This is a genomic window from Sinorhizobium sojae CCBAU 05684, assembly GCF_002288525.1.
Lineage (GTDB): Bacteria > Pseudomonadota > Alphaproteobacteria > Rhizobiales > Rhizobiaceae > Sinorhizobium > Sinorhizobium sojae.
The window spans coordinates 1,598,955-1,623,081 of sequence record NZ_CP023067.1 but is presented as its reverse complement, the minus strand read 5'-3'; the positions used below and the strand labels follow the sequence as shown (position 1 = coordinate 1,623,081).

25 protein-coding genes and 1 pseudogene are annotated in these 24,127 nt (G+C 62.1%); 11 read left to right on the top strand and 15 right to left on the bottom strand.

Features of this window, described 5'->3' with window-relative positions; genetic code table 11:
• Positions 1-101 precede the first annotated feature (101 nt).
• The 7 genes from SJ05684_RS08015 to SJ05684_RS07985 all read left to right on the top strand — a co-directional run bounded on the left by SJ05684_RS08015 (position 102) and on the right by SJ05684_RS07985 (position 7,622).
• Positions 102-929: an RNA methyltransferase gene (locus tag SJ05684_RS08015; RefSeq protein WP_034854954.1), complete on the top strand. Its 828-nt coding sequence runs from the start codon at positions 102-104 to the stop codon at positions 927-929.
• Positions 916-1,767: a glutamate racemase gene (gene murI, locus SJ05684_RS08010; protein ID WP_050980015.1), complete on the top strand. Its 852-nt coding sequence runs from the start codon at positions 916-918 to the stop codon at positions 1,765-1,767. The genes SJ05684_RS08015 and murI overlap by 14 nt, the downstream gene beginning before the upstream one ends.
• Before the next feature lie 262 nt (positions 1,768-2,029).
• Complete coding sequence (locus SJ05684_RS08005; protein WP_034854931.1) at positions 2,030-3,544, top strand: helicase HerA domain-containing protein; 1,515 nt, start codon at positions 2,030-2,032, stop codon at positions 3,542-3,544.
• Between the two features lie 253 nt (positions 3,545-3,797).
• Positions 3,798-4,415 (top strand): 30S ribosomal protein S4, encoded by a 618-nt coding sequence (rpsD, locus tag SJ05684_RS08000; RefSeq protein ID WP_034854930.1) that lies wholly within the window; start codon positions 3,798-3,800, stop codon positions 4,413-4,415.
• A gap of 250 nt (positions 4,416-4,665) precedes the next feature.
• A complete protein-coding gene (locus SJ05684_RS07995) occupies positions 4,666-5,613 on the top strand; it encodes a glutaminase (RefSeq protein ID WP_034854929.1) in 948 nt (315 codons plus the stop codon).
• Between the two features lie 297 nt (positions 5,614-5,910).
• Positions 5,911-6,801: a tRNA 2-thiocytidine(32) synthetase TtcA gene (gene ttcA, locus SJ05684_RS07990; RefSeq protein WP_034854928.1), complete on the top strand. Its 891-nt coding sequence runs from the start codon at positions 5,911-5,913 to the stop codon at positions 6,799-6,801.
• A complete protein-coding gene (locus tag SJ05684_RS07985; protein WP_034854927.1) occupies positions 6,798-7,622 on the top strand; it encodes an inositol monophosphatase family protein in 825 nt (274 codons plus the stop codon). Before ttcA ends, SJ05684_RS07985 begins: the two co-directional genes overlap by 4 nt.
• 51 nt (positions 7,623-7,673) lie before the next feature.
• Here SJ05684_RS07985 and SJ05684_RS29980 read toward each other — a convergent pair whose 3' ends face one another.
• The 9 genes and pseudogenes from SJ05684_RS29980 to SJ05684_RS07940 all read right to left on the bottom strand — a co-directional run bounded on the left by SJ05684_RS29980 (position 7,674) and on the right by SJ05684_RS07940 (position 16,860).
• A complete protein-coding gene (locus SJ05684_RS29980; protein WP_034854926.1) occupies positions 7,674-7,895 on the bottom strand; it encodes a hypothetical protein in 222 nt (73 codons plus the stop codon).
• A gap of 173 nt (positions 7,896-8,068) precedes the next feature.
• On the bottom strand, positions 8,069-9,358 hold the full coding sequence (locus SJ05684_RS07975; RefSeq protein ID WP_095694234.1) for a multidrug effflux MFS transporter: 1,290 nt from the start codon (positions 9,356-9,358) through the stop codon (positions 8,069-8,071).
• 78 nt (positions 9,359-9,436) lie between these two features.
• Positions 9,437-10,675, bottom strand: coding sequence for a multidrug effflux MFS transporter (locus tag SJ05684_RS07970; protein ID WP_095694233.1), 1,239 nt, complete (start codon positions 10,673-10,675; stop codon positions 9,437-9,439).
• 446 nt (positions 10,676-11,121) lie between these two features.
• Entirely contained in the window at positions 11,122-11,457 is a 336-nt protein-coding gene (gene grxD / locus SJ05684_RS07965; protein WP_034854898.1) for a Grx4 family monothiol glutaredoxin, read from the bottom strand.
• 220 nt (positions 11,458-11,677) lie between these two features.
• Positions 11,678-11,923, bottom strand: a complete 246-nt coding sequence (locus SJ05684_RS07960; protein ID WP_034854897.1) for a hypothetical protein — start codon at positions 11,921-11,923, stop codon at positions 11,678-11,680.
• Positions 11,924-11,928: 5 nt separating this feature from the next.
• Positions 11,929-12,162: a BolA/IbaG family iron-sulfur metabolism protein gene (locus SJ05684_RS07955; protein ID WP_034854895.1), complete on the bottom strand. Its 234-nt coding sequence runs from the start codon at positions 12,160-12,162 to the stop codon at positions 11,929-11,931.
• Between the two features lie 126 nt (positions 12,163-12,288).
• Positions 12,289-14,520 (bottom strand): phosphoribosylformylglycinamidine synthase subunit PurL, encoded by a 2,232-nt coding sequence (gene purL / locus SJ05684_RS07950; RefSeq protein ID WP_034854894.1) that lies wholly within the window; start codon positions 14,518-14,520, stop codon positions 12,289-12,291.
• Positions 14,521-14,769: 249 nt separating this feature from the next.
• Positions 14,770-15,304: pseudogene (locus tag SJ05684_RS07945) on the bottom strand (acyloxyacyl hydrolase).
• 137 nt (positions 15,305-15,441) lie between these two features.
• On the bottom strand, positions 15,442-16,860 hold the full coding sequence (locus tag SJ05684_RS07940; RefSeq protein ID WP_034854893.1) for an aminotransferase-like domain-containing protein: 1,419 nt from the start codon (positions 16,858-16,860) through the stop codon (positions 15,442-15,444).
• Between the two features lie 81 nt (positions 16,861-16,941).
• Between SJ05684_RS07940 and SJ05684_RS29975 the strand changes: the two genes are divergently transcribed.
• Positions 16,942-17,184, top strand: coding sequence for a DUF1127 domain-containing protein (locus tag SJ05684_RS29975; protein WP_034854891.1), 243 nt, complete (start codon positions 16,942-16,944; stop codon positions 17,182-17,184).
• 227 nt (positions 17,185-17,411) lie between these two features.
• Here the strand turns inward: SJ05684_RS29975 and SJ05684_RS07930 are convergent, their stop codons facing one another.
• The 4 genes from SJ05684_RS07930 to purC all read right to left on the bottom strand — a co-directional run bounded on the left by SJ05684_RS07930 (position 17,412) and on the right by purC (position 19,883).
• Positions 17,412-17,810: a hypothetical protein gene (locus SJ05684_RS07930; RefSeq protein ID WP_034854890.1), complete on the bottom strand. Its 399-nt coding sequence runs from the start codon at positions 17,808-17,810 to the stop codon at positions 17,412-17,414.
• A 146-nt stretch (positions 17,811-17,956) separates the two neighbouring features.
• Positions 17,957-18,628, bottom strand: a complete 672-nt coding sequence (purQ, locus tag SJ05684_RS07925) for a phosphoribosylformylglycinamidine synthase subunit PurQ (RefSeq protein WP_034854889.1) — start codon at positions 18,626-18,628, stop codon at positions 17,957-17,959.
• A gap of 229 nt (positions 18,629-18,857) precedes the next feature.
• Positions 18,858-19,100: a phosphoribosylformylglycinamidine synthase subunit PurS gene (purS, locus tag SJ05684_RS07920; protein WP_034854888.1), complete on the bottom strand. Its 243-nt coding sequence runs from the start codon at positions 19,098-19,100 to the stop codon at positions 18,858-18,860.
• Between the two features lie 18 nt (positions 19,101-19,118).
• Positions 19,119-19,883, bottom strand: a complete 765-nt coding sequence (purC, locus tag SJ05684_RS07915; RefSeq protein ID WP_018239850.1) for a phosphoribosylaminoimidazolesuccinocarboxamide synthase — start codon at positions 19,881-19,883, stop codon at positions 19,119-19,121.
• A 224-nt stretch (positions 19,884-20,107) separates the two neighbouring features.
• On the opposite strand from purC, the gene SJ05684_RS07910 reads away from it, so the two are divergent.
• Positions 20,108-20,422 (top strand): DUF1476 domain-containing protein, encoded by a 315-nt coding sequence (locus SJ05684_RS07910; RefSeq protein WP_034854887.1) that lies wholly within the window; start codon positions 20,108-20,110, stop codon positions 20,420-20,422.
• 89 nt (positions 20,423-20,511) lie between these two features.
• Here SJ05684_RS07910 and SJ05684_RS07905 read toward each other — a convergent pair whose 3' ends face one another.
• Positions 20,512-21,273: a glutaredoxin family protein gene (locus SJ05684_RS07905; RefSeq protein ID WP_034854884.1), complete on the bottom strand. Its 762-nt coding sequence runs from the start codon at positions 21,271-21,273 to the stop codon at positions 20,512-20,514.
• Between the two features lie 57 nt (positions 21,274-21,330).
• Positions 21,331-22,215 carry a DUF305 domain-containing protein gene (locus tag SJ05684_RS07900; protein WP_244426638.1) on the bottom strand — a complete coding sequence of 295 codons (885 nt, stop codon included), beginning with the start codon at positions 22,213-22,215 and terminating at the stop codon, positions 21,331-21,333.
• A gap of 574 nt (positions 22,216-22,789) precedes the next feature.
• Between SJ05684_RS07900 and SJ05684_RS07890 the strand changes: the two genes are divergently transcribed.
• Complete coding sequence (locus tag SJ05684_RS07890; protein WP_034854881.1) at positions 22,790-23,332, top strand: Spy/CpxP family protein refolding chaperone; 543 nt, start codon at positions 22,790-22,792, stop codon at positions 23,330-23,332.
• Positions 23,333-23,384: 52 nt separating this feature from the next.
• Complete coding sequence (locus SJ05684_RS07885) at positions 23,385-24,083, top strand: response regulator (RefSeq protein ID WP_034854880.1); 699 nt, start codon at positions 23,385-23,387, stop codon at positions 24,081-24,083.
• Positions 24,084-24,127 lie beyond the last annotated feature (44 nt).

Sequence of the window (24,127 nt, the reverse complement as noted above, 5' to 3'; positions counted from 1 at the left end):
TGGATCGGTGGTCGAAAGGCCGGTCCGGGAACGAAAGCAGCTTTAATTTTCGCGCCATTTGTGCGAGGGAGGCGCCGAACGAAGACGAAGGCAACGAGGGCATGGCAGGGACCAACAGCGAGCGCGAACTCTTGACGGAAGGCCCGGCGATCATTCTCGCCTATCCGCAACTCGGCGAGAATATCGGCATGGTGGCGCGCGCCATGGCGAATTTCGGGCTGTCGGAACTGAGACTCGTCAATCCGCGGGACGGTTGGCCGAACGAGAAGGCGCGGTCCGCCGCAAGCCGAGCCGATCACGTGATCGACAATGCCAAGCTCTACGAATCGCTCGAAGAGGCGATCGCGGACCTTAATTTCGTCTATGCGACCACCGCACGCGATCGCGACGGATTCAAGCCGGTGCGCTCGCCGATCGTCGCGGCTCGTGAGTTGCGCACACGCTTCAGGGGCGGTGAGGCGATTGGGATCATCTTCGGCCGCGAGCGTACAGGCTTGACCAATGAGGAGGTCTCGCTTGCCGACGAGATCGTCACTTTTCCCGTCAATCCTGCTTTCGCGTCGCTAAACCTGGCGCAGGCCGTGCTGCTCATGTCCTATGAATGGCTGAAGACCGGCATGGCCTCCGAGGACGAGACATCATTCCAGGCGATTGCGCAGCGTCCTGCCACGAAGGAACAGCTTCAGGGTCTCGTCGACCATGTGGAGGAGGCGCTGGAGGCGCGCAACTACTTCCGCCCCGCCAACAAAAAACCGAAGTTGATGGAAAACCTGCGCGCCGTCCTGACAAGGCCATCCTTTACCGAATCCGAAATCCAGGTGCTGCGTGGCATCATCTCCTCGCTCGACCGGTTCACGCGGGAAAACCCGCGCGGTTCGGGAGCGCCGGACCGCGGCAGGAAAGCGCAGAGCGGCGGTGACGACGACTGAACCGAAACCCATTCTCGTGTTCGACAGCGGCATCGGCGGGCTGACGGTGCTGCGCGAGGCGCGGGTCCTGATGCCGGAGCGGCATTTCATCTATGTCGCCGATGATGCCGGCTTTCCCTATGGAGGTTGGGAGGAGGGCGCCCTGAAGGAGCGCGTGATCGCGCTCTTCGGCAGATTGCTGGCCGAACACGAACCGGAAATCTGCATCATCGCCTGCAACACGGCCTTCACCCTGGTCGGTGCGGACCTGCGTGCCGCCTATCCCGAGATGACCTTTGTCGGCACGGTGCCTGCAGTCAAGCCGGCAGCCGAACGCACGCGCTCCGGGGTTGTTGCGGTTCTTGCCACGCCCGGAACGGTGAGGCGTGCCTATACCCGCGACCTCATCCAGTCTTTCGCAGCGCAATGTCACGTGCGGCTCGTCGGTTCGGAAAACCTGGCGCGCATGGCTGAGGCCTATATTCGCGGCGAAAAGCTCGAGGACGAAACCGTCCTGGCGGAGATTGCGCCCTGCTTCGTGGAACTTGACGGGCGGAAGACCGACATAGTCGTGCTCGCCTGCACCCATTATCCCTTCATGGCCAATGTCTTCCGGCGGCTGGCACCCTGGCCGGTCGATTGGCTGGACCCCGCCGAGGCAATCGCTCGGCGCGCGCGCTCGTTGCTTCCGCTGCCGAACGGTTTCGAGCCGCTCAACGGCGAGGATCCGGCGATCTTCACCTCCGGCAAGCCGGATTTTGCGACGCGCAGGCTGATGCAGGGGTTTGGATTGAAACTGACCCCAGGTGTTGTCTCTGAGGATGCTAATCGAGCGCTTGGGCTGAACGCCAGTGCGTGATTCAAGTTTCTCACGGGGCAGACGCGCCGTGGCAGGCACCTGTGCTTGTCACCGGAATCCAGCCGCCCCGCGTCGGCGGCGCGGAGAGACGCCTTGGACCACAGAAGCCTCGGTGATTGCCTCGCGGCGTAGCCCGTGTTCTGTCGCGAACTAATCCCTGTGGGTTTCCGCAATCGGTAGCACGTCGGGACACATTCCATGCTAGGTGTCGCCCGTTTTGGTGGTCCACTGCCACGAATCAGTCAGTGACGAAGAGGTGGGAATGAAAGTCGGCATCGATATGGGAACGACGTCCGAAGGGACCTCGGCCTCGCTCGATATCGAAGAGCTTCTGGCGACGCGTCTGCTGGTGCAGGGTAACTCCGGCTCCGGCAAGTCGCATCTTTTGCGTCGCCTGCTCGAACAGTCCGCGCCCTGGGTGCAGCAATGCATCATCGATCCCGAGGGCGATTTCGTTACGCTTGCGGACAGGTTCGGGCATGTGGTCGTCGAAGGCGAGCGGACGGACGCCGAGCTGATCGGCATTGCAACCCGCATCCGCCAGCACCGGGTCTCCTGCGTGCTTTCGCTCGAGGGGCTGGATATCGAGCAACAGATGCGCAGCGCCGGCGTGTTCCTGAATGCGATGTTCGATGCGGATCGGGACTATTGGTATCCGGTCCTGGTCGTCGTCGACGAAGCGCAGATGTTCGCGCCTTCCGTGGGCGGGGACGTGTCGGAAGAGGCGCGCAAGATCTCTCTTGGTGCCATGACGAACCTGATGTGCCGCGGCCGCAAGCGCGGGCTTGCCGGGGTTATCGCCACGCAGCGACTGGCGAAGCTTGCGAAGAACGTCGCGGCGGAAGCGTCCAACTTCCTGATGGGGCGCACCTTTCTCGATATAGACATGCAACGCGCCGCGGATCTCCTCGGCATGGACCGACGCACCGCGGAGATGTTCCGTGACCTGAAGCGCGGTTCCTTCGTGGCGCTCGGACCGGCGCTTTCGCGCCGTCCGCTGAAGGTGACGATCGGTTCGGTCGAGACGTCGGCGCGTTCGACGAGCCCCAAACTGATGCCCCTGCCGGAAGCGCCGCAGGACGTGGAAGACCTGATCTTCACGCCCGACCCGGAGGAACTGGCCCGCCCTGTCATTCGCCGCCCGGCGCCGCAGCCGCGCCCGGCGAGCGACATACTGGCCGAACTGTCCCGTCCGCGCGCCGAACCGGTAGCGCCGCTGGAAATCAAGCCGGCTCAGCCGGAGATTTCGGCGGAGGAGCGGGAGGCCCTGTTCGATAGCCTCTTCGCCGAGATCTTCGCAAATCCGGAGGCCGCTTTCCGCCCTGATGCGGAGCTCTATCAGGACTTTCTCGTGCGCTGCCGAATACGCCGCGTGCCGGGGACGGCGCTTACCTTGAGCGCCTTCCGCCGCAAGATGGCTGTTGCGCGCTCCGGCGTCGATCCGGAGACGGCCGCGACTGAGGCCTGGGCATCTGCCGTTCAGCTCGCCGACCGAGTGACGGAAGACCTGCAGGCGGTCTTCCTGATGATGGCTCAGGCCGCCGTGCGCGGTCTGCCGTGCCCATCGGATGCCATGATTGCCCGCGCTTACGGCACGCACTCGGCGCGTCGCGCCCGACGGTTGCTCGGCTATTTCGAGGAGCAGGGGCTGATCGTCACGCATGCGGACTTCTCCGGAAAGCGCATCGTCGCCTTCCCCGACCTCGGCAAGGAGACTGCGCCGGGCGATGCCAATGCGCCCGATGCAGGAAATGCCGGGCGCGCTGCCGCCGAGTGAGCCTTGCTGCAAGCCCGCAGGGAATTTGTGCCGCAAGTGTCATATTCCGTTGACAAATCAGCGCCCTCTGCGTAAAGACCCGCCCAACGCCGGGCAGTGATGCCCGGTGTTTCATTTGACATGTCCCGTGGCTTTTCGCGTTCGCGTGATCGCGAGAGCCTGTCAGAGCCCAAGAGAATGGGTTCAGAGGAGGGCGTGTTTCCTTGATCCGGTTTGGCAACAATCCGGGCGTAACTGTCTGAAAGGAAATGCGATGAGCAAGCGCGAATCGTCCAAGTACAAAATTGACCGCCGCATGGGCGAAAACATTTGGGGTCGTCCGAAGTCCCCGGTCAACCGTCGCGAATACGGTCCCGGCCAGCACGGCCAGCGCCGCAAGTCCAAGCTCTCCGACTTCGGTGTGCAGCTGCGCGCCAAGCAGAAGCTGAAGGGCTACTACGGCGACATTCGTGAGAAGCAATTCCGCGCCATCTTCGACGAAGCTTCCCGCCGCAAAGGCGATACGCCGGAAAACCTGGTCGGCCTGCTCGAATCGCGCCTCGACGCGATCGTCTACCGCGCCAAGTTCGTTCCGACGGTCTTTGCTGCCCGCCAGTTCGTCAACCACGGCCACGTGAAGGTCAACGGCGTTCGCGTCAACATCGGTTCCTACCGCTGCAAGCCGGGCGACGTCATCGAGGTCAAGGAAAAGTCCAAGCAGCTCGTCTCGGTTCTCGAATCCGTGCAGCTCGCCGAGCGCGACGTCCCGGACTATATAGAAGTCGATCACAACAAGATGGTCGCGACCTACGCGCGCATTCCGGTCCTCTCCGACGTTCCGTACCCGGTCGTCATGGAGCCGCACCTGGTCGTCGAATTCTATTCGCGTTAATCCGGGCCTTGGCCGCTGGATTTTTCGAAACCGCCCGGAAACGGGCGGTTTTTCTATAAGGGATGTCGGAATCTCATATGTTTGGGGCGCGGGATGCGGGCGGAAGACGTGCTCGATCTCTCCCACGCCAGCGCATCGGGCCGAAAATCGGAACCGATTTTCGGAAATCTCGATGCGCAGATTCAAAGAGTTGCAGCGACCTTTGCGCGTCTTGAAAGACGCGCGGCGCTGTAGTGTCGAGGAGTGCCGTATGTCGGAGCAGAAAGCGCAACAGGATCTCCAGCTGATCCTTGACGACATCCATCGGGAGCTGGCGCCGCGTTTCGGTGAGGGCAAGGTCGCCGACTATATCCCCCAACTCGCGCGGGTGAATCCGCGGCATTTCGGCATGGCGATCGTGACGACGGACGGCGAATTGCACCGCGTCGGCGATGCCGAGGTGCCGTTCTCGATCCAAAGTGTCTCCAAAGTGTTCACCTTGACGCTGGCGCTCGGGAAGCACGGCGAGAACATTTGGCACCGCGTCGGGCGAGAGCCGTCGGGTTCGGCCTTCAATTCGATCGTCCAGCTCGAACATGAGGGCGGCAAACCCCGCAATCCGTTCATCAATGCCGGAGCGATCACCATCAGCGATCTCATCCTCGCCGGCCACACGCCGAAGGAACTGATCGGCGAGATCGTCCGGTTCGTGCGCTACCTCGCCGACGACGAGACGATCGTGATTGACCACGAGGTTGCGCGTTCGGAAACGGCAACCGGCTTCCGCAATTTAGCCCTCGCCAATTTCATGCGCTCCTTCGGGCGGCTCGACCATCCCGCCGAGCATGTGCTCGGCGTTTATTTCCACCATTGCGCCTTGGCGATGACCTGCAGCCAACTCGCCAAGGCGGGACTGTTCCTCGCCGCCGGCGGGAGCAATCCCCTGACCGGGCATTCCGTCGTCTCGCGCCAGCGGGCCCGGCGCATCAACGCGCTGATGCTGACCAGCGGCCATTATGACGGCTCCGGCGATTTCGCCTATCGAGTCGGCCTGCCTGCCAAAAGCGGCGTCGGCGGCGGCATCATGGCGATTGCGCCGGGCAAGGCCTCGATCGCCGTCTGGTCACCGGGTCTCAACGAGAACGGAAACTCGCTACTCGGCTCGCTTGCGCTCGAGATGCTGGCAGCGCGCACCGGATGGTCGGTGTTCGGGCCTTGATCATTTCAGGTCGCGGCCCCTCATCCGGCCTGCCGGCCACCTTCTCCTCCGCAAGCTGGGCGAAGGGAGAAGCGGCACGCTTCCCGCTTCCTCGCAGGGTTTTCAGGTAACTGGGGAGGGCGCCACGATCTCGTCCCCTCTCCCTGTCAAAACGGGGAGAGGGCTAGGGTGAGGGGCCATTGCGCCGAATCGCAGGGGCGGCAGCTCGATTTCCACTTGATCTTCCGGGGCTGACCGGGCAAGTGCTGGTTCAGCCCCCGGCCGTATTAATGCCCTGCACATTCCGAGACCGACGCCATGGAACTCGCACGAACGTCTGAGCGCGATATGATGAACATCGCCGTCGATGAGGAAAAGACCGGCTTTCACGCCGGAAATCATCCGCTGTTCTCGCGCATGCCGTCCTCCGTCTCCTTCAACAAGCTCCGTAAGCGTCTGCTCAGGCAGGTGCGTCAGGCACTCGACGATTTCGGCATGCTGAAGGGTGCGAAGCGCTGGCTTGTCGGCGTATCCGGCGGCAAGGACAGCTACAGCCTGTTAGCGCTGCTGATGGACCTGCAGTGGCGCGGGCTGCTGCCGGTCGAGATCATCGCCTGCAACCTCGATCAGGGGCAACCGAATTTTCCGAAGCACATCCTGCCGGACTATCTGTCGTCAATCGGCGTCAAGCACCGGATCGAGTATCGTGACACCTATTCGATCGTGAAGGAAAAGGTGCCGACGGGGGCGACCTATTGCTCGCTCTGTTCACGGCTTCGCCGCGGCAATCTCTACCGCATCGCTCGGGAGGAAGACTGCGATGCACTGGTGCTCGGGCATCATCGCGAGGACATCCTCGAGACGTTCTTCATGAACCTCTTCCACGGCGGACGGCTCGCATCCATGCCGGCGAAGCTTCTCAACGACGAGGGCGACCTGATGGTGCTGCGGCCGCTCGCCTATGCGGCCGAGGACGATCTCGCGCGGTTTGCCGCGGCGATGGCGTTTCCAATTATTCCCTGCGATCTCTGCGGCTCCCAGGACGGGCTCGAGCGCAATGCGATGAAGGCCATGCTTGCCGACATCGAGCGGCGCATGCCCGGCCGCAAGGACACGATGCTGCGCGCGCTCGGGCACGCCAACCCCTCGCATCTCCTCGATCCGAAGCTGTTCGACTTCCAATCCCTTTCCCCGGAGCCCCGAGAATGAGCCGATCCGTCGACATCGCCGCCCTTGCCAACCTTCTGCAGGAGGCGGCGGTCAAGGAAATCCTGCCGCGGTTCCGCAATCTTGAACCCGGCGATGTGCGGATGAAGACCGAGGCGATCGACCTCGTCACCGAAGCGGACGAAGCGGCGGAAAGGCTGATCAAGTCGCGGATCGATGCGATCGCGCCGGGCGCCGTCTTCATCGGCGAGGAATCCGTCGCCGCCGATCCGGTGCTCATCGAAAAGCTGGCGGATGCTGATCTCGCCATCGTCGTCGATCCGATCGATGGTACGTTCAATTTCGCGGCGGGCATGCCTCTCTTCGGCGTAATGGCAAGCGTGGTCGCCAAGGGCGAGACCGTCGCCGGCATAATCTACGATCCGCTCGGCAATGATTGGGTCATTGCGGAGAAAGGTTCCGGCGCCTGGATGTGCCGGCCGAACGGCTCACAGGAAAGACTGTCGGTGAGCGGCGCTGTCCCGCTTGCAAACATGGTCGGCGGCGCTTCTACCGGCTTCTATGGCGAAGACGATCGCCGCATCGTCATGGGCAACCTCGCGAAGGTTCGGATCGCGACCAGCTACCGCTGCGCGGCGCACGAATATCGCATCTTTGCCGCCGGCCATCTGCATTTCCTGATGTATCAGAAGCTGATGCCCTGGGACCATCTTGCCGGCACGCTGATCGCGGAGGAGGCGGGTGCCTTTGCCGCGCGCTTCGACGGGTCACGCTACCTGCCGGCGCATTTGAGCGGCGGACTGCTTCTCGCTACGGACCGGGAGAGCTGGGACGCGCTGCGGCGCGAGGTCTTCACGGTCTGAGCCCGGTCGGAGGCAAGTGCCGTATCTTCGTCACGACCTCTGCATGTCTCCTTAAGTCGACCTCGATTTAAGGACAAAGACATGCAGCAATTCAAAGTGCTGTAGCGACCTTTGCGCGTCTGATAAGTCGCGCGGCGCTGGAATGGCGGTGTGCTCGCCTTCATTGAGGAGGCGCGACAAGCCGATGATCTTTTCACGCAACCCGCGGTGCAAGGGGCTCGAAGCGGAGCGACGGTGCCAGACGGCAATGATCAGGGGCGGATCGATCGGCATGGGTGGGCGGTAGATCTCCAGACCCATCTGAACTGAGGTGGCGAGATGCGGGCGGAACCGCCCGCACTGTCGCTTCCAAAGTCACGGCGCCGCGCGTCTCTCAGGCGCGCAAAGGTGAGCTCGTTGAATTTGCGCATAGAGCTTTCCGAAAGTCGGTTTCTCGGGCCGATGCGCTAGACGTGGACGCCGTGGTCGTGCACCACATCCTGATCCCCCGGGTGAGTGAAAAGCCTACCCTTTTCTGCCCAAAGCGTTGCGAGGATGGTGAACAGACCGAAGAGGGCGAAGCCGCCGAACAGCGGCTGCAGGGTGCCGTTGAAGAGCTGGCCGACGCCGCCGCCGAGCAGTGCCCCGCCTGTTGTCGAGACGAAGCCGGTGATCGCCGTTGCCGTTCCCGCAAGATGTCCCATCGGCTCCAGGCTGATGGCGGTGAAGTTGGTGGCGATAACCGCGAAGAACATCAGCAGGACCGAGAACAGCACGTAGCTTACGACAAAGGCGGGCGTGCCCCCAAGCGACATTACATAGCCGGCAGTTGCCACCCCCGTGAACAGGATCATCGCGGCATGCGAGATGCGACGCATTCCGAAGCTGCGGACGAAAAAACCATTGGCGAGATTGGCGGTCGCGATGCCTCCCGCCGTTCCGGCAAAGGCGATCGGCAGCCATTCGTCGAGCCCGTAGACCTCGCCGAAGACCTGCTGGACGGTCACGATATAGGCACAGATGACGGCGGTGGAGAGTGTCATGCCGATCATGTAGCCACAGGTGATGCGGTTCGTCAGGACGGTCCGGAAGCCGGCAAGGACGGCGCCCACAGAGAGCGGCAGGCGCTCCTCCCGCGGCAACGACTCCCTCATGCGCGTCAGCGCCCAGAGGAAGAGCACGGAGCCGATGCAGCCGATCAGGGTGAAGATCCAGTGCCAGCTGGCATAGAAGACGACGAGCTGTCCGAACGAGGGCGCGACGATCGGCACGATCATGAAGACGATCATGACATAGGACATGACGCGCGCCATCTCGCGGCCGCCGAAGCAGTCGCGAACGATCGCCAGCGTCGTGATGCGGATGGCGGCGGCGCCGATCCCTTGGATGAAGCGGAGCGCGAGTAACTGTTCGAAGCTCGTCGCCTGCGATGCGGCAAACATCGAAAGGGTGAAGACGGTAAGGCCTCCCATGAGCACGACGCGCCGGCCGAATGCATCGGACAGGCTGCCGAAGAAGATTTGTGAGAAGCCGAAGCCGAAGAAGAACACGCCGATGACGAGCTGCGCGTCGTTGGCGTTGGCGACATGGAGGGACTGGCCGATGCTCGACAGGGCCGGCAGCATGCTGTCGATCGCGATCGCAACGCTCGCGGTCATGAGGGCGATGGTAATGATGAATTCGACGAGACCCATGCGAATGCGGGCCGCGCCGGAAATCCTGTCGAGCGAATCTGGTTGTCCGGTAATGGTAGACATTGTCGAGTGTCCGTATTTGATCAAATGAAATGGACCGTTTGGAAGGCGCCGCCCTGGGCGGAAGCACAGGACCCGTTGCTAGCCGGAGGGATTGTGCGGCCTGAAGAGTTTGCCGCCCTCGGCGATGAGTACGAAAGCAAGGGCAAGAATGGCGACGCTGAATGAGCCGACAGCCGGGGGGGTGACCGTGCCGTCGAAGGCTTGGCCGATGAGTGCGCCGATAAGCGCTCCGCCGATCGTCTGGGTGAAGCCGAGAACGGAGGAGGCGGTGCCGGCGACATGACCGAGCGGCTCCATGGCCATGGCATTGAAATTCGCCGCCATCAGCCCGAATTGAAACATGGCCGCGGCTTGAAGCACGATGAAGAGCGGCAGCGGTAGCGGCCCCATCAGCGACAGTGACAGCCAAACGAAGCTCGTAAGTCCGAAGCCGAGAAGAGCCGCATGCGAAAGTGCGCGCATGCCGAACCGCTGGACGAGACGCGAATTGGCGAATGAGGCAAGCGCCATCGCCCCGGCGAAGGCTGCGAAAACCGCCGGAAACCAGATGCCAAGACCATAGATGCCGACGAGAATCTGCTGCGCCGAGTTGACGAATCCAAAGAGCCCGCCGAGGAGCACCGATGTCGCCAGCGTATAGGACAGCGCCAGGCGGTTGGTGAGCACGATGCGGAAGCCGTCGAGTATCACGGCAGCGGTGAAGGCACGTCGATAGGCGGGATCCAGCGTTTCCCGGAGGCGAAGGGCGACCGGCGCCGAAACGGCAAGGCCGAAGAGCGCAATGACCACGAAGATCATGTGCCATTCGGCGAAGATCATGATCAATTGCCCCATGCTCGGCGCCACGACAGGGACGATCATGAACACCATCATCACCAGGGACATGATTTCCGCCATCTGACGGCCGCCATAAACGTCGCGAACTATGGAAACCGTCACGACCCGGGTCGCGGCCGCGCCGACGCCCTGTACGAACCGAAGGAGCAGGAGCGCCGTGAAGGTCGGCACGAAGGCAATCGCCAGCGCGCAACTGGCGTAAAGCGCAAGCCCACCTAGAAGCGGTGCCTTTCGTCCCAGCCGATCGGAAAGAGGCCCGAAGAACAATTGCGCGAAGCCCATACCGAACAGATAGGCGGAGATGATGTATTGGCGGTCGTTTTCGTCGGCAACGCCGAGGCTGGCGCCGATCTCCTGCAGGCCCGGAAGCATGATGTCGATCGAAAGTGCGTTGATGGACATCAGCATGGCCATCAGCGCGATGAACTGAACCTTCGACAACCCGGAAAGGGCGGCGGACTGATCTAACGGCTTTGTCATGTCTTGATACCTGCAGACACACGCGCTTGCGGCTTAAGGTAGAACTCACAAAACGCGCGGCAACTTCTTGTAAGGGGTGCTAATTCAGTGCTTGGCGACCCGCTCCGGGCCTGTGTGTTCGGTCAAGAATGGCGCCGAGGACGTTACCGACGGGTCCTCCGCGGAGTCATGCAGCAACTCAAAGTGTCCCAGCGCCCTTTGCGCGTCTCAAAAGACGCGCGGCGCTGTAGGGAAATCGCAATCTGCGAGGCGGCAAGAGCGCGTCCTCACGTTTCGGCCGGCGTTGTTACAGGTGGCGCCTGCTCATGAGATCTCTGTAAGCAATCCGAAATATGCTGCTTACTCATGGAGCGCATCGAAATTTAGACGATCGGCATAAAGTCCTTGAATCAAAAAAGGCGGTCACCCGCCTTTTCGACCTTGGCGAAAATGCCGGCCGTCAGATGTCAGGCGGCGCCTTTGACGGAGATACCATTGTTCTGAAGGAGCGTCTGAAGCTCGCCGGCTTGGAACATTTCCCGGACGATGTCGCAGCCACCGATGAATTCGCCCTTCACATAGAGCTGCGGAATGGTCGGCCAGCTCGAATAATCCTTGATACCCTGGCGCAAATCCCCATCGGCAAGCACGTTGATGCCCTTGTAGTCGACGCCCACATAGTCGAGGATCTGGACGACCTGCCCGGAGAAACCGCACTGCGGAAACTGCGGCGTGCCCTTCATGAAGAGGACGACGTCGTTGGTCTTGACCTCGTTGTCAATGAAATCGTGAATTCCGCTCATCTTGTCTTCCTTCTTGCACCGGTTTCAAGGACCGGGTCTCGAGCCTAGATAGCATGCATGGGGTGACTTTTCACCCACCCCGCCGCAATAAATATTGATGGTCCTCAAGATGCGGCTCTCGTAGCATCAAGGGCTTATTGTCCGTCCGGCGGCATAAAGCTTGTATTTGAATCGGCGCATAGCGATTTCCGAAGATCGGTTCCGATTTCGGACCGATGCGCTAGGCCGAGCGCCGGCGAAGCTTGCTTCGGGCCTTGACGGTGCGGCGACGGCTCACCTGCTTCTTCGCCGGTTTGCGGCTTGCCGCCTCGAGGATGTCGGCGAGGAGGCCGCCGCCCGACGTGGTCTGCCGGGACCGGCGCTTCGCCCGTCGAGCCGCCGTTCTCGTGGCGCCGGTCTTCTTGAGGATTTCCCTTAATGCACTGTCGATAACGCCGCTGACGAGGTCCCTGATCAGGTCTGCCATCCGGCTCAGTCCGGGGCGCTGGTCTGCAGGGCGAGGGCATGCAGCATGCCACCCATATGTCCCTTCAGGGCGTTGTAGACCATCTGATGCTGTTGCACGCGGGTCTTTCCACGAAACGCTTCGGCCACGACTTCGGCGGCATAGTGGTCGCCGTCACCGGCCAAATCGCGGATCGTGACCTTTGCGCCGGGGATGCCGGCCTTGATCATGTCTTCGATGTCGCCTGGTGCCATGGGCATGATACGCCAACTCCTTGTTATCGCGTAGGCGAAAGCTCTGCTATCCGCCATTCATGAGTTCAAGGGAACCACGATTCAGGGGCGGAAAGCAAATGCTGATTTGAGGCTTTTCGAGTGGGCTTTCGATCAATTGTCCGGCGCGAGATCACCACCCATGTAGGTGGGGAACCAGGCCTCGTGGGCGGACCTCAGTTCAGCCACCGGTACTGCCTTCGCCTCGCCGAGCTTGACCGCAACACCGCCGGTCTTGCCGATGACCGGCAGGGCGATCCCCGCGGCCTTCGCCCGTGCAGCGACCGAATCGACATTGGTGTCGGCGACGGTCACGACATAGCGGCCCTGGTCTTCTCCGTAGAAGACCGGGATCGGATCGCGTCCCTCCGGTGCTGCGATCGTCACCCCGATGCCGGAGGCCATCGCCATTTCGGCGACGGCAAGTGCGAGACCCCCGGACGAGCAGTCATGCACGGCGGTCGCCAGACCGTCTTCGATCAGGCCGCGGACAAAATCGCCGACCTTGCGCTCATGCGCCAGATCCACGTGCGGCGCCGGCCCGTCGGAGCGGCCATGGATGTCGCGCATATAGACCGACTGCGCAATATGCGTGCCCCAGCCTTCGGGAGCGCCGGCGAGCAGGACGGTTTCGCCGGCCGCGGCAAAGCGGATGCGAGCCATCCTCGACCAGTCCTTGATCAGACCGACGCCGCCGATGGTCGGGGTCGGCAGGATCGCCTGGCCATTGGTCTCGTTGTAGAGCGAGACGTTGCCGGAGACGATCGGGAAGTCGAGGGCACGGCAGGCCTCGCCGATGCCTTTGATCGCGTGGACGAACTGGCTCATGATCTCCGGACGCTCCGGATTGCCGAAGTTCAGATTGTCTGTCGCGGCAAGGGGCAGGGCACCGGTCGCCGTCAGATTTCGCCAGCACTCGGCAACGGCCTGCTTACCGCCCTCGAACGGGTCGGCCTCGACGTAACGCGGGGTCACGTCGGAGGAGAAGGCGAGCGCCTTGGTCTCATGACCGTCGACCCGGACGACGCCTGCGTCGCCGCCTGGCAGCTGCAGCGAATTGCCCTGGATCAGCGTGTCGTACTGCTCGTAAACCCAGCGGCGCGAAGAATTGTTGGCGGATTCGACGAGCTTCAGGAGCGCATCGGCGATATCGGCCTGCGGGATGTCGTTCGTTTCGAGCGGCGAGGTGCTCTTCGCCGGCGTCCAGGGGCGGTCATATTCCGGCGCCTCGTCGCCCAGTTCCTTGATCGGCAGGTTTGCGACCTCTTCGCCCTGGTGCAGGATGCGGAAGCGCAGATCGTCCGTGGTCTTGCCGACGATTGCAAAATCCAGGCCCCATTTGACGAAGATCGCCTTGGCCTCTTCTTCCTTTTCCGGGCGCAGCACCATCAGCATGCGCTCCTGGCTTTCCGAAAGCATCATTTCATAGGCCGTCATCCGCTCTTCGCGGACCGGGACCTTGTCGAGATCGAGTTCGATGCCGAGGTCGCCCTTGGCGCCCATCTCGACGGCGGAGCAGGTCAGCCCGGCCGCGCCCATGTCCTGGATGGCGATGACAGCGCCGGTCCGCATGAGTTCCAGGCAGGCTTCCAGCAGGCACTTTTCCGTGAAGGGGTCGCCGACCTGCACGGTCGGGCGCTTTTCGTCGATCGACTCGTCGAATTCAGCCGAGGCCATGGTGGCGCCGCCGACGCCGTCGCGACCGGTCTTGGCGCCCAGATAGACGACGGGGAGGCCGACGCCTTCCGCCTTCGAATAGAAGATCGCATCGCTCTTGGCGAGACCGGCGGCGAAGGCATTGACGAGAATGTTGCCGTTATAGCGGGCGTCGAACTCGACCTCGCCGCCAACCGTCGGCACACCGAAGGAATTGCCGTAGCCGCCGATTCCGGCGACGACGCCGGAAACGAGATGGCGCGTCTTCGGATGATCGGGCGCGCCGAAGCGCAGCGCATTCATCGCTGCGATCGGCCGCGCGCCCATGGTGAAGACGTCACGAAGGATGCCGCCGACGCCGGTCGCCGCACCCTGATAGGGCTCGATATAGGAGGGGTGGTTGTGGCTCTCCATCTTGAAGACCACGCAGTCGCCGTCGTCAATGTCGACCACGCCGGCATTCTCGCCGGGCCCCTGGATGACGCGCGGCCCCTTGGTCGGGAGCGTGCGCAGCCACTTCTTCGAGGATTTGTACGAGCAGTGCTCATTCCACATCGCCGAGAAAATGCCGAGTTCGGTGAAGGTCGGTTCGCGCCCGATCAGGCTCAGGATGCGTTCGTATTCATCGGGTTTCAGCCCGTGAGAGGCGATGAGGTCCGGGGTGATGGGGCGGGTGTTGGAAATCGTCATCGTCGACCGTCAATCCTTCGGGCGGCGCGCAAACCCTTCCGGGAAGAATACGGCGCGTGCGAACCGCAGCAGATACTGAATTCAGAATGCTGCAACGGCCTTTGCGCGTCTGATGGGACGCCCGGCGCTGCAGGGAACGTTTCGCGGCTTCTTTAGCCTAAGCGGGACCGCGGCGCGACAGAAAAATGCCGCCGATCAACAGCGGACAGGTTGCAAGAGTCCTTGAACGGGTCCGCGTTCCGCAAGCGGCTAGAACCTGTAGCCGAGCATCAGTCCGGCCCGGGTGAGGCCGCCGTTCGGGCCATCGCAAATATTGGCATGCGAGTTGTGCTCGATCGTGGCCGACAGGCTCCAGTTGGCGTCGAAACGATAGCCGGCGGCGGCATATTCGCGAAAGAGCACCCGGCAGCCGAGCTTCGGCCCGTCGGATCCGTCGTCGAGGTTGCCGTCGTGAACCGTTGCGCCGGCGCCCAGTTCGACAAAAAGCCGTTCGCCAATATCTGCGTCCCAGCTGAAGCCGCCATACATCTGGTTTATGCCGCTGGACGAGGTCGCGGCCGAGGCTCCCGCATGGATGCGCGGCCGCAGGATTTTTTCGGCGCGTGCTCGCGCTGTCGGCGCCAAGCGGGTCGAAGAAAACCGTGAAGGAGGGGAATAGTCCACGCTCATGGTGTTTTCCGCCCTCTACTGGGGCCGTGAGGCCGAACCGCATTTCGTCGAAGATCGCGTCATCCGCCTGAGCAGATGAAGCCGCGAGGCTACCCAACAGCACCAGGGCGCTCATAGCGGGCCGGAAGAATGGAGCGGCGAACGAAGCCGACTGGGCCATGACCGAGTATCCTTTGCAGGCGAATCAACCGGAGCAACGGCGACAACTATAGATCGCCGTTGCTTACGCAAAAGCCGTCGCGACGAGAATGTTCAGTCGAAACTGTCGTAGCCGGCGCGACCGCTGTCGAGCAGGCGGCGGAGAATATGGAAGCCTCGCTCCACTTCGGAGCGTTCGGCAGCAGAGGAGAAGCCGACGCGGATGCGGTGGAAGACGCGATCGGCGCGTCCGGCCTTGAACTCGTCCTCATCGTCGATGAGCACGCCCTCCTGCAGGGCCGCCTGCTTGAATGTCCCGGAGAGCCAAGGGTCAGGCAGTTTCAACCAGAGAAACGGCACCTTCGGGTGGGACCTGAACTCGAAGCCGGAGAAGATTTCGCGCGCCATGGCTTCGCGCACACCGATTTCTTCGACGCTGCGGTCGCGCAAGGCAGCTGCGGCACCGGAAAGGACCAACCGAGCGCAAAGTTCTGCGAGAAGGAAAGGGAGGCCGCCACTGATCATCTTGTGGGAGATGCGGATGCGCTGGCTGAAATGCGGCGGGCAGGCCACCCAGCCGCCGCGCACGCCGGCGGCTACCGATTTCGACAGACCGCCGACGAGGAAGGTTCTCTCGGGCGCGAGTTCCGCAAGCGACGGCAGCGGATCTCCGGTCATCGAACCATAGAGATCGTCTTCTATCAGCCAGACACCGTATCGCCGGGCAATGTCGGCGATCGCCTGGCGACGGTCGAGCGGCATGATGGCGACCGTCGGGTTCTGGGCGCTCGGCATCAGGAAGGCGAGCTTCGGGTGCTGCTGGGCGCAAACGCGCTCGAAATCCTCCGGCAGCAGCCCCAACTCGTCGCTTTCCATCAGGGCAATGCGTCGACCGATCAGCCCGGCGCTGCGGCTCACTTGCGAATAGGTCAAGGTTTCGAAGGCAATGCGGTCACCGGGCGAGGTCACTGCGGAGATCACGGCGATAACGGCGGCATGGGCCCCGAGTGTCGGTACGATGCGCTCTGCCTCCGGCCGGAAACTGCCGCGTGCCAGCCATTGTGCGCCCGCCTCGAACCAGTGATCGGGGAAATTGCGGGCATAGCTGGCAATGTCCGCGTGATGCTCGCGGCTGATGTCGCTCAGCAGCCTCGCGAGAATGTCCCCCTGGCCGATATCCGGTGCCGCGGTGCTGTCGAAACGCAATTTGCCTGCAGGCGCTACGATCGGACGGGTGCCGGCGAGCGACGTGGTCAGCGGATCGGACTGTTCCGGAGGCCTGCTCTCCGGATGATCGAGCACATAGGTGCCGCGGCCCACCTCGCCACTGACGAGGCCGCGCTCGCGGACAATATTGTAGGCGCGGCCGATCGTGCCGATTGTCACCCCGATATCGAAAGCGAGGTTGCGTTGCGGTGGCAACTTCGTGCCCGCGGGCAGTATTCCGTTGCCGATCGCCTCCTCGATCTGGTCTGCGATGCGCGCGTAGATAGGGCCGCGGCCCTGCTGTATATCAGGGAGCCAAGTTGTCATAGTGACAATTATCTATATTGCCTCAAATTTCCTGTCAATTATCACAGACGATAGGTGACAATTGATGCAGAGGTGAGGGCAATGGGTACAATTGATGCAATCCAGCTGTCGCACAAGCGAAATGCAGGAATTGCGGATACTGCTTCGAATAGCAAACCCGGGCCTGTTGGTGCTTTGCTGCGGCTTTGGCGCGCCTACAGCGCCCTCGCCAGCAAGAGACGCAGCCGGCTTGCGCTCGGCGAACTCAGCGCCGAGCAACTCAAGGACATCGGGCTCACGGAAGCGGAGGCGCGGCGCGAGGCGGCCGTGCCGTTCTGGCGGTAGGGGCGGCATAGGTTGCGGGTCGATGCGCTAAAAAAGCCCCTCACCCTAACCCTCTCCCCGCAATCGGGGCGAGGGGCCGCCCATGTGCTCAGCCGCACCGTATGCTCCTGACGCGACGCTCGCTCCGGACACGGGAAATGGGTCGGAGTGCGCTCCGCGAGTCCCTTCGCCCCGCTTGCGGGGAGAAAGCCGGTAGCGGATGAGTGGCAATCGCGATACGCCGAGGTTCAGCTGCAGCCCCTGTCGCCCGCCGCCCAACGGCGAACGTCAGCCGACATGCGGGCGCCCACGGGCTCGCTGAAAAGCGGGCCGAAAGCTTCGAGGCGGGCAGGCTGTCCTTCCGCCTGGATGACGGCGAGGGGGCGCGCTTCGGGAGATTTGGCCGGCACGATCAGAATGCGCGGGCGGCCGGAGAAGGAGTTGAGCTCCGGCGCCAGGCGGTAGGCCTGGAATGCCGGATCGCCCGATTTGAACCAGCAACCGCTGGCGCCGAGTGCTATACGCTCCATCGTCGGCAAGGCGGCAGAACTTGCCGCCGAGGCGGCCGGTCGATTGGATTGGCAACCGGCGACGAGGATGAGGCTTGCCGTCGCCGAGGCAAGCGCAAGGAAACGTCCGTAAAGCATGGGATGGCTTGGCGCCTCGCACTGGTGAGATTGGATGCCGAATTCGTTTCCGAAGGGCCGGAGGCGCGTGCAGGAAACGAAACAGGAATTGGAACTGCTGGAGCAATCTTGGCGCGCCTTATAAGACGCGCGGCGCTGTAGTTCGCTCAGGCCGCGATCACGTCCAGCGCGGAAGCGAAGAGTCCGCGTCCGTCCGCACCGCCATGGGCCGCCTCGATCAGGTTCTCCGGATGCGGCATCATGCCGAGAACATTGCCCTTCGCGTTGATGACGCCGGCAATATCATTGATGGAGCCGTTCGGGTTGGTGCCGTCGGCATAGCGGAACACGACCTGGCCGTTGCCTTCGATCGCCTTCAGCGTTTCCGCATCGGCAAAGTAATTGCCGTCATGGTGGGCAACGGGGCAGCGGATCACCTGGCCCTTGGCATAGGCGCGCGTGAATGACGTGTCGCCATTGGCGACTTCGAGCTTCACCTCGCGGCAGACGAATTTCAGCGAGGCATTGCGCATCAGCGCGCCCGGCAGAAGACCGGATTCGACCAGGATCTGAAAGCCGTTGCACACGCCGAGAACGCGGACGCCCTGTTCCGCCTTGGCCTTGATCGCCTGCATTACCGGCATGCGCGCGGCGATCGCGCCGCAGCGCAGGTAATCTCCATAGGAGAAGCCGCCGGGGATGACGACCAGGTCGACATCTGGGATTTCCGTTTCGGTCTGCCAGACGGTGACCGGTACCTTGCCGGAAATCTGCGTTAGCGCCGCAATCATGTCGCGATCGCGGTTGAGGCCAGGAAGCTGAACGACGGCGGATTTCATGGACGTGGATACCTCGCCTTGGTCTCGCGGCCTCTATGGCGCGAGGCAGTTTCTATGCGTTGGAAGCGCCAGCATACCCCAAGGGAAAAGACGAATGGGAACCTGCCGGCGGCTACAGCGCCGCGCGTCATTTCAGACGCGCAAAGGTCGCTGTAGCTCTTTCATTCTGCGTATCGAGCTTTCCGAAATCCGGTACGATTTTCGGGCCGATGCGCAAGCCGCCCCGCCGTCAGGCGAGGGAGATGCTGTAGTTTTCGATAACGGTGTTTGCGAGCAGCTTCTCGCACATGGCCTTGAGATCCGCTTCGGCCTTGGTCCTGTCGGCGGTTTCGAGCTCGAGGTCGAAGACCTTGCCCTGGCGTACATGGCCGATGCTGTCGAAGCCGAGGGCGCCGAGTGCGCCTTCGATCGCCTTGCCCTGAGGGTCGAGTACGCCGTTCTTCAGCGTCACGGTTACGCGTGCCTTGATCACTTTTGCTAATCCCCGAACTTACTTGACGAGCACCGGACCGGAGCCGCGCGGCGGCTCGTTTTCGTTGATGATTCCGAGACGGCGAGCCACTTCCTGATAGGCCTCGACCAAACCGCCCATATCGCGGCGGAACCGGTCCTTGTCCATCTTTTCCTTCGTCTCGACATCCCAGAGGCGGCAGCTGTCCGGTGAGATCTCGTCGGCCAGAACGATGCGCATCATGTCGCCTTCATAAAGACGGCCGCACTCGATCTTGAAGTCCACCAGCTGGATGCCGACCCCGAGGAAGAGGCCGGAGAGAAAATCGTTGATGCGGATGGCGAGCGCCATGATGTCGTCGAGTTCCTGCGGGCTTGCCCAGCCGAAGGCCGTGATGTGCTCTTCCGAGACCATCGGGTCGTCAAGCGCGTCGGCCTTGTAATAGAACTCTATGATGGACCGCGGCAGGACCGTGCCTTCCTCGATGCCCAGGCGCTTGGCGAGCGAGCCGGCGGCGACGTTGCGCACGACGATCTCGAGCGGAATGATCTCCACTTCCTTGATCAGCTGCTCGCGCATGTTGAGGCGACGGATGAAATGCGTCGGAATGCCGATCTTGTTCAGATGCGTGAAGATGTATTCGGAGATGCGGTTGTTGAGCACACCCTTGCCGTCGATGACGTCGTGTTTTTTCTTGTTGAAAGCGGTGGCGTCATCCTTGAAGAACTGGATCAACGTGCCTGGTTCCGGACCCTCGTACAGGATCTTGGCCTTGCCCTCGTAGATACGGCGGCGACGATTCATGGACTTGTCTCTGTGCTTGTTGGCGCGCTTGGGTCGCGCAATTGGAATTTTCTCAGCGGGTCCATATCTGAAAAGAACGCATTTCACAATCGGCGTATCTTCACATCCCCCGATTTAGATTAGGGTATCATGAAAGTCGGCAAACACGAAAACGCGCATTGCACTTTCGGCGGCGTTTTGGTTTATGGCGATAGCAACTTCCGAGAGGAAAGGGAGATTGATTGATGACCAGCATCCACGATCGCGAGAAGGCTTTCGAGACGAAGTTTGCTCTCGATGAAGAGTTGAAATTCAAGGCCTTGGCGCGCCGCAACAAATTGCTTGGCCTCTGGGCCGCCGGTCTTTTGAACAAGGCCGATCCGGAGGGCTATGCTCGGGAAGTGGTTGCCGCGGATTTCGAAGAGGCGGGGCATGAGGACGTCGTGCGCAAGGTCAAGGCCGACTTCGACGCTGCCGGGGTGGCACAATCGGAGGACGAAATCCGCATGCGGATGATCGAATTCCTGGGCGAAGCGGTCGAACAGATTCAAAAGAGCTAATCATCCGGTCCATTCGGAAACTGCCGCCGCCCGCCGGTTTGATCGGGCGGCTTTTTTGGAGCATTTTTCAAGTGGTCAACGGCAAGATGTCAGCTGATCCACAACATCTTGGCTGACATCCAAATCGCCATGGCGACCATCATCAGGTTCTCCGTCAGCGATACGAAGCCAAGAGGGACGTTGCTCCTTCCGCCTACGCAGGCGCATTTCAGTTCACGTTTGTCGACATAGACGGCCTTGAAGACCGAGACCGCGCCGACCGTGCCGATGAGAAGCGCCACCGGGGCCGCGATAAAGATCAGCGCACCGGCAATCATCAGGATTCCGGCCAGTGCCTCGCCGATCGGATAGAGATAGCCGTATCGCACCCATCGGCGCGCCAGCAGGTCGTAGTTGAGGAACATTGTCGAGAAGCTTTCAACGTCCTGTAGCTTCTGGACGGCGAGGATGCACATGCTGATGGCGATGAACCATTCGAGTGCCGGTATCGTGAAGACCGTCTCGAACGTGTACCAACTGAAGGCGAGGGCCATCAGGAACGCGGTCGCGAAGATCGCAATGACCGGCTGATAGCTGGCCTCGTCTTCGTCCTTTACATCCTGTCCGAAATGCTCGCGCAGTTCATCGTAGCCGCCGATGCGCTTGCCATCGATGAAGGTTTGCGGCGTCGTGTCCACTGCGTGTTCCTTCATGAACGCGTCGGTCTCCTCACGGGTCTTGAGGTGCCGATCGTCGACCGAGAACCCCTGCCTTTCCAGAAGGTCCTTTGACTTCAGCCCGTAGGGGCAAAGGTGGTCGGGCATGACCATTCGGTAGAGTACGGCGCTCTTTTGGCTTTGGTCCCATGCCATGGGTTGGCCTCCTTTCAGGGCGTCCTTCCTCTCGCAGTGGCGGTCTTCCCCCGACAATCAGCTCCTGCAGGCGTAGAAGCCGCGATATCCGACGATCAGGCCCTGATCGAGTTGAAAGACGAGCTCCGCATCCGCGCGCCAGTCCGCATCCTCGCCGAGAGGCCGGATAGTGACGGCGGTGCCGGGCGAGGAAAACGTCGCGGTGCCGGTTTTTGGGTCGCCAGCTGTATCGAGGGTGACGAGGACCCCGTTCAGCTTTACTGCCGCTCCGCTACCGTCCCGAGCGGCCCAGAGGATCGGGTCGGATTCCGGACTGCGGTTGAAAGTGCAGCGGGCGTCCGCCTCGAGGACACGGTCGGCCTCCGCGTCCGGCATTGGCGCGAGGTCGAGCTGACTGATGAGAGTGTTTGAAAGAGCATCCTCCACAGTACCCGGTTCGGCGGGCGGGTCCTTGTAGATGCTGTCCCCCCTCTTGCCAGAAGAAGCCTCCGCAATGAGGTAGCGCATTTCGGCAATCTCGCGGCGCTGCGCCTCGATGATCTCGTCGGCGAGTTTCCGCACCCGCGGATCTCGGATCTGCGCGCGCTCGGAGGTCATGATGGCGATCGAGTGGTGCGGGATCATCGCCCGCATATAGCTCGGTCCGGAGACTGTGGCCTGACTGCGAACAAGCCAAAGGGAAAGCGCAAAGACGATCGCTGCTCCCGCGAATATCGCAGCGTTGAGCTGCTTGTCGGAATACATGCCCAGCATGTAGGCGAGCATCACGACCGCCATCGTCGCGCCCATCAGGACCGCCATGTAGATGCGGGTTTCCGAGAAGAAGACGTGCTCCCAGGCGTAGGTGTTGAGATACATCAGGATGAACATCAACACCGTGGAAGTGAGGATCATCAGGCCGAAGCGGACGTAGGACATGTTCGCCTTTCCGTTTTTATGCATGGACTATTCTCCTGGAGGCTCGGCAGTTGAGGAGCCGTTGTGCCCATGGTCCGCGGTGGATGAAGGCGTCTCTTCCGCATGTCCTTGAGCGGAACCAGTGAGTCTCGCGTAATCGTCGGCGGAGAGCCCGGGAAGAGCCTCTTGTTCATGTTTGTCCTCCCCCGCGTTCGGCAGAGTATGCGTTGCGCGTGTTCTCCGGAGTGTATTCCTCGAACGGACAGCCGCCGCCGATGTTCCCCGAAGCATTCGAGTTCAGGACCTGGTCCAGCGAGATGAGATCGTTGACCGATGAGTCCTGGATGGGGGAGCGTCTTCAACGCCTGAAGCTGCGCATCGTGCTTCCGACAATTGGGTCCGATCGGGCCGACCACGGCATGCGAGGCCGATCGCCGCAGAGCCAGGACTCCGTGACCGGCTTGGGGACACCATTCCTCGGCCGACCCGGCAATGCGCTGGCCGCCAAACCGCCGCTGCGGCTTTACAATTCTTTACATTCTCCCGGAAGGCTCGAAACGTTGCCTCGCTAGCTTTGCTCCATCGCAGCAAGGTGCTGCGGAGTGAAAGGAGACTAACCATGGAAAACGAGGACAAGAACCTGTCGAGCCCGCAGGCCCGCGAAGCGGTTTCAAAAGGATGGGGACGGCGCGCCGCGATCGGCGGACTTGCAGCCGTCGCCGTCGTCAGCGTGGTTGGCTATGCCGCTGCACGCAGCGACGATTTCGGCTTCGGCATGGGCCGGTTCGGCGGCCATATGATGCACGCGCATATGGGAGGTGGCTTCATGGAACACCGGATCGGCTCCGTGCTTGATGAACTCGATGCGTCGCCTGAGCAGGAAGACAAGCTTTGGGATATCATCGACAAGGCCCGCGCCGAGATCAGGCCGACCGTCCGGGACTTCCGCGAGACGCGCGAAGAGGTTATCGAACTTCTCGGCGCGCCGACCGTCGACCGCGCCGCCGCCGAGAAGCTGCGCAGCGAACGCATAGCGGCCATCGACGATGCTTCGCGCAAGATGACGACTGCGCTCCTCGATGCTGCGGAAGTGCTGACGCCGGAGCAGCGCACCAAGCTCGTCGAGCATTTGAAGGAGCGCAGGGGCCGCGGCCGATGGTAATACCGATGGCGATAAGCTTGAGTCGCGCAAGCGACTGAACGGAGCGTAAAAGATGGCGGAACGGGTCCTGATTGTTGATGACGACACGCGCCTGTCCGCCATGCTCTCCGACTATCTCTCCGGGAACGGCTATTCCGTGCACACGGCGGCGACGGCGACGGCGGGACTGACGGAGCTCGGTCGCCGGGCGCCGGACGCCGTGATCCTCGACGTCATGCTGCCGGACCTTGACGGCTTCGAGGCCTGCCGGCGCATGCGCACGGTCTCCGACGTACCGATCCTGATGCTCACGGCCAAAGGCGAAGAGACGGACCGCATCGTCGGGTTGGAACTCGGGGCCGACGACTATCTGCCCAAGCCCTTCAACCCGCGCGAACTGCTGGCCCGACTGAAGGCGATCCTGCGCCGCCGTAATGGCGGCCCGGCGGTTTCGCGGACCTTGCGCTTCGGGCGGCTGGAGATCGATCCGGGATCCCGCTCGGTCAGGATCGACGGCCGCGACTGTGCGCTGACAAGCTATCAGTTCGACCTGCTCGTGGTGCTTGCCGAACATGCCGGTCGCACATTGTCGCGCGAGCAGCTTATGGATGCGGTTAAAGGCGAGGAGCTGGAAGCCTTCGATCGCTCCATAGACGTCCATATCTCGCGCATCCGCGCGGCCATCGAGAACGATCCCAAACATCCGAGGCGCATAATCACCGTGCGCGGCGCCGGCTATGTCTTCGCCCGCTTTCAGGACGACGAAAGATAATGCATGTCGCAAAAAAGTGTGCAGCGGTTTTACAGCGCCGCGCG

Coding starts and splice junctions, on each gene's coding strand:
- SJ05684_RS07985 (WP_034854927.1), top strand. CDS start 6,798: ATGAGCCGATCCGTCGACATCGCCGCCCTTGCCAACCTTCTGCAGGAG.
- purC (WP_018239850.1), bottom strand. CDS start 19,883: ATGAATCGTCGCCGCCGTATCTACGAGGGCAAGGCCAAGATCCTGTAC.
- ttcA (WP_034854928.1), top strand. CDS start 5,911: ATGGAACTCGCACGAACGTCTGAGCGCGATATGATGAACATCGCCGTC.
- SJ05684_RS29975 (WP_034854891.1), top strand. CDS start 16,942: ATGGGTACAATTGATGCAATCCAGCTGTCGCACAAGCGAAATGCAGGA.
- SJ05684_RS07885 (WP_034854880.1), top strand. CDS start 23,385: ATGGCGGAACGGGTCCTGATTGTTGATGACGACACGCGCCTGTCCGCC.
- SJ05684_RS07955 (WP_034854895.1), bottom strand. CDS start 12,162: ATGCCCATGGCACCAGGCGACATCGAAGACATGATCAAGGCCGGCATC.
- SJ05684_RS07890 (WP_034854881.1), top strand. CDS start 22,790: ATGGAAAACGAGGACAAGAACCTGTCGAGCCCGCAGGCCCGCGAAGCG.
- SJ05684_RS29980 (WP_034854926.1), bottom strand. CDS start 7,895: ATGCCGATCGATCCGCCCCTGATCATTGCCGTCTGGCACCGTCGCTCC.
- SJ05684_RS07940 (WP_034854893.1), bottom strand. CDS start 16,860: ATGACAACTTGGCTCCCTGATATACAGCAGGGCCGCGGCCCTATCTAC.
- SJ05684_RS07975 (WP_095694234.1), bottom strand. CDS start 9,358: ATGTCTACCATTACCGGACAACCAGATTCGCTCGACAGGATTTCCGGC.
- SJ05684_RS08015 (WP_034854954.1), top strand. CDS start 102: ATGGCAGGGACCAACAGCGAGCGCGAACTCTTGACGGAAGGCCCGGCG.
- purQ (WP_034854889.1), bottom strand. CDS start 18,628: ATGAAATCCGCCGTCGTTCAGCTTCCTGGCCTCAACCGCGATCGCGAC.
- SJ05684_RS07930 (WP_034854890.1), bottom strand. CDS start 17,810: ATGCTTTACGGACGTTTCCTTGCGCTTGCCTCGGCGACGGCAAGCCTC.
- SJ05684_RS07995 (WP_034854929.1), top strand. CDS start 4,666: ATGTCGGAGCAGAAAGCGCAACAGGATCTCCAGCTGATCCTTGACGAC.
- SJ05684_RS07910 (WP_034854887.1), top strand. CDS start 20,108: ATGACCAGCATCCACGATCGCGAGAAGGCTTTCGAGACGAAGTTTGCT.
- grxD (WP_034854898.1), bottom strand. CDS start 11,457: ATGAGCGGAATTCACGATTTCATTGACAACGAGGTCAAGACCAACGAC.
- SJ05684_RS07970 (WP_095694233.1), bottom strand. CDS start 10,675: ATGACAAAGCCGTTAGATCAGTCCGCCGCCCTTTCCGGGTTGTCGAAG.
- SJ05684_RS07960 (WP_034854897.1), bottom strand. CDS start 11,923: ATGGCAGACCTGATCAGGGACCTCGTCAGCGGCGTTATCGACAGTGCA.
- rpsD (WP_034854930.1), top strand. CDS start 3,798: ATGAGCAAGCGCGAATCGTCCAAGTACAAAATTGACCGCCGCATGGGC.
- purL (WP_034854894.1), bottom strand. CDS start 14,520: ATGACGATTTCCAACACCCGCCCCATCACCCCGGACCTCATCGCCTCT.
- SJ05684_RS07905 (WP_034854884.1), bottom strand. CDS start 21,273: ATGGCATGGGACCAAAGCCAAAAGAGCGCCGTACTCTACCGAATGGTC.
- SJ05684_RS08005 (WP_034854931.1), top strand. CDS start 2,030: ATGAAAGTCGGCATCGATATGGGAACGACGTCCGAAGGGACCTCGGCC.
- SJ05684_RS07900 (WP_244426638.1), bottom strand. CDS start 22,215: ATGCATAAAAACGGAAAGGCGAACATGTCCTACGTCCGCTTCGGCCTG.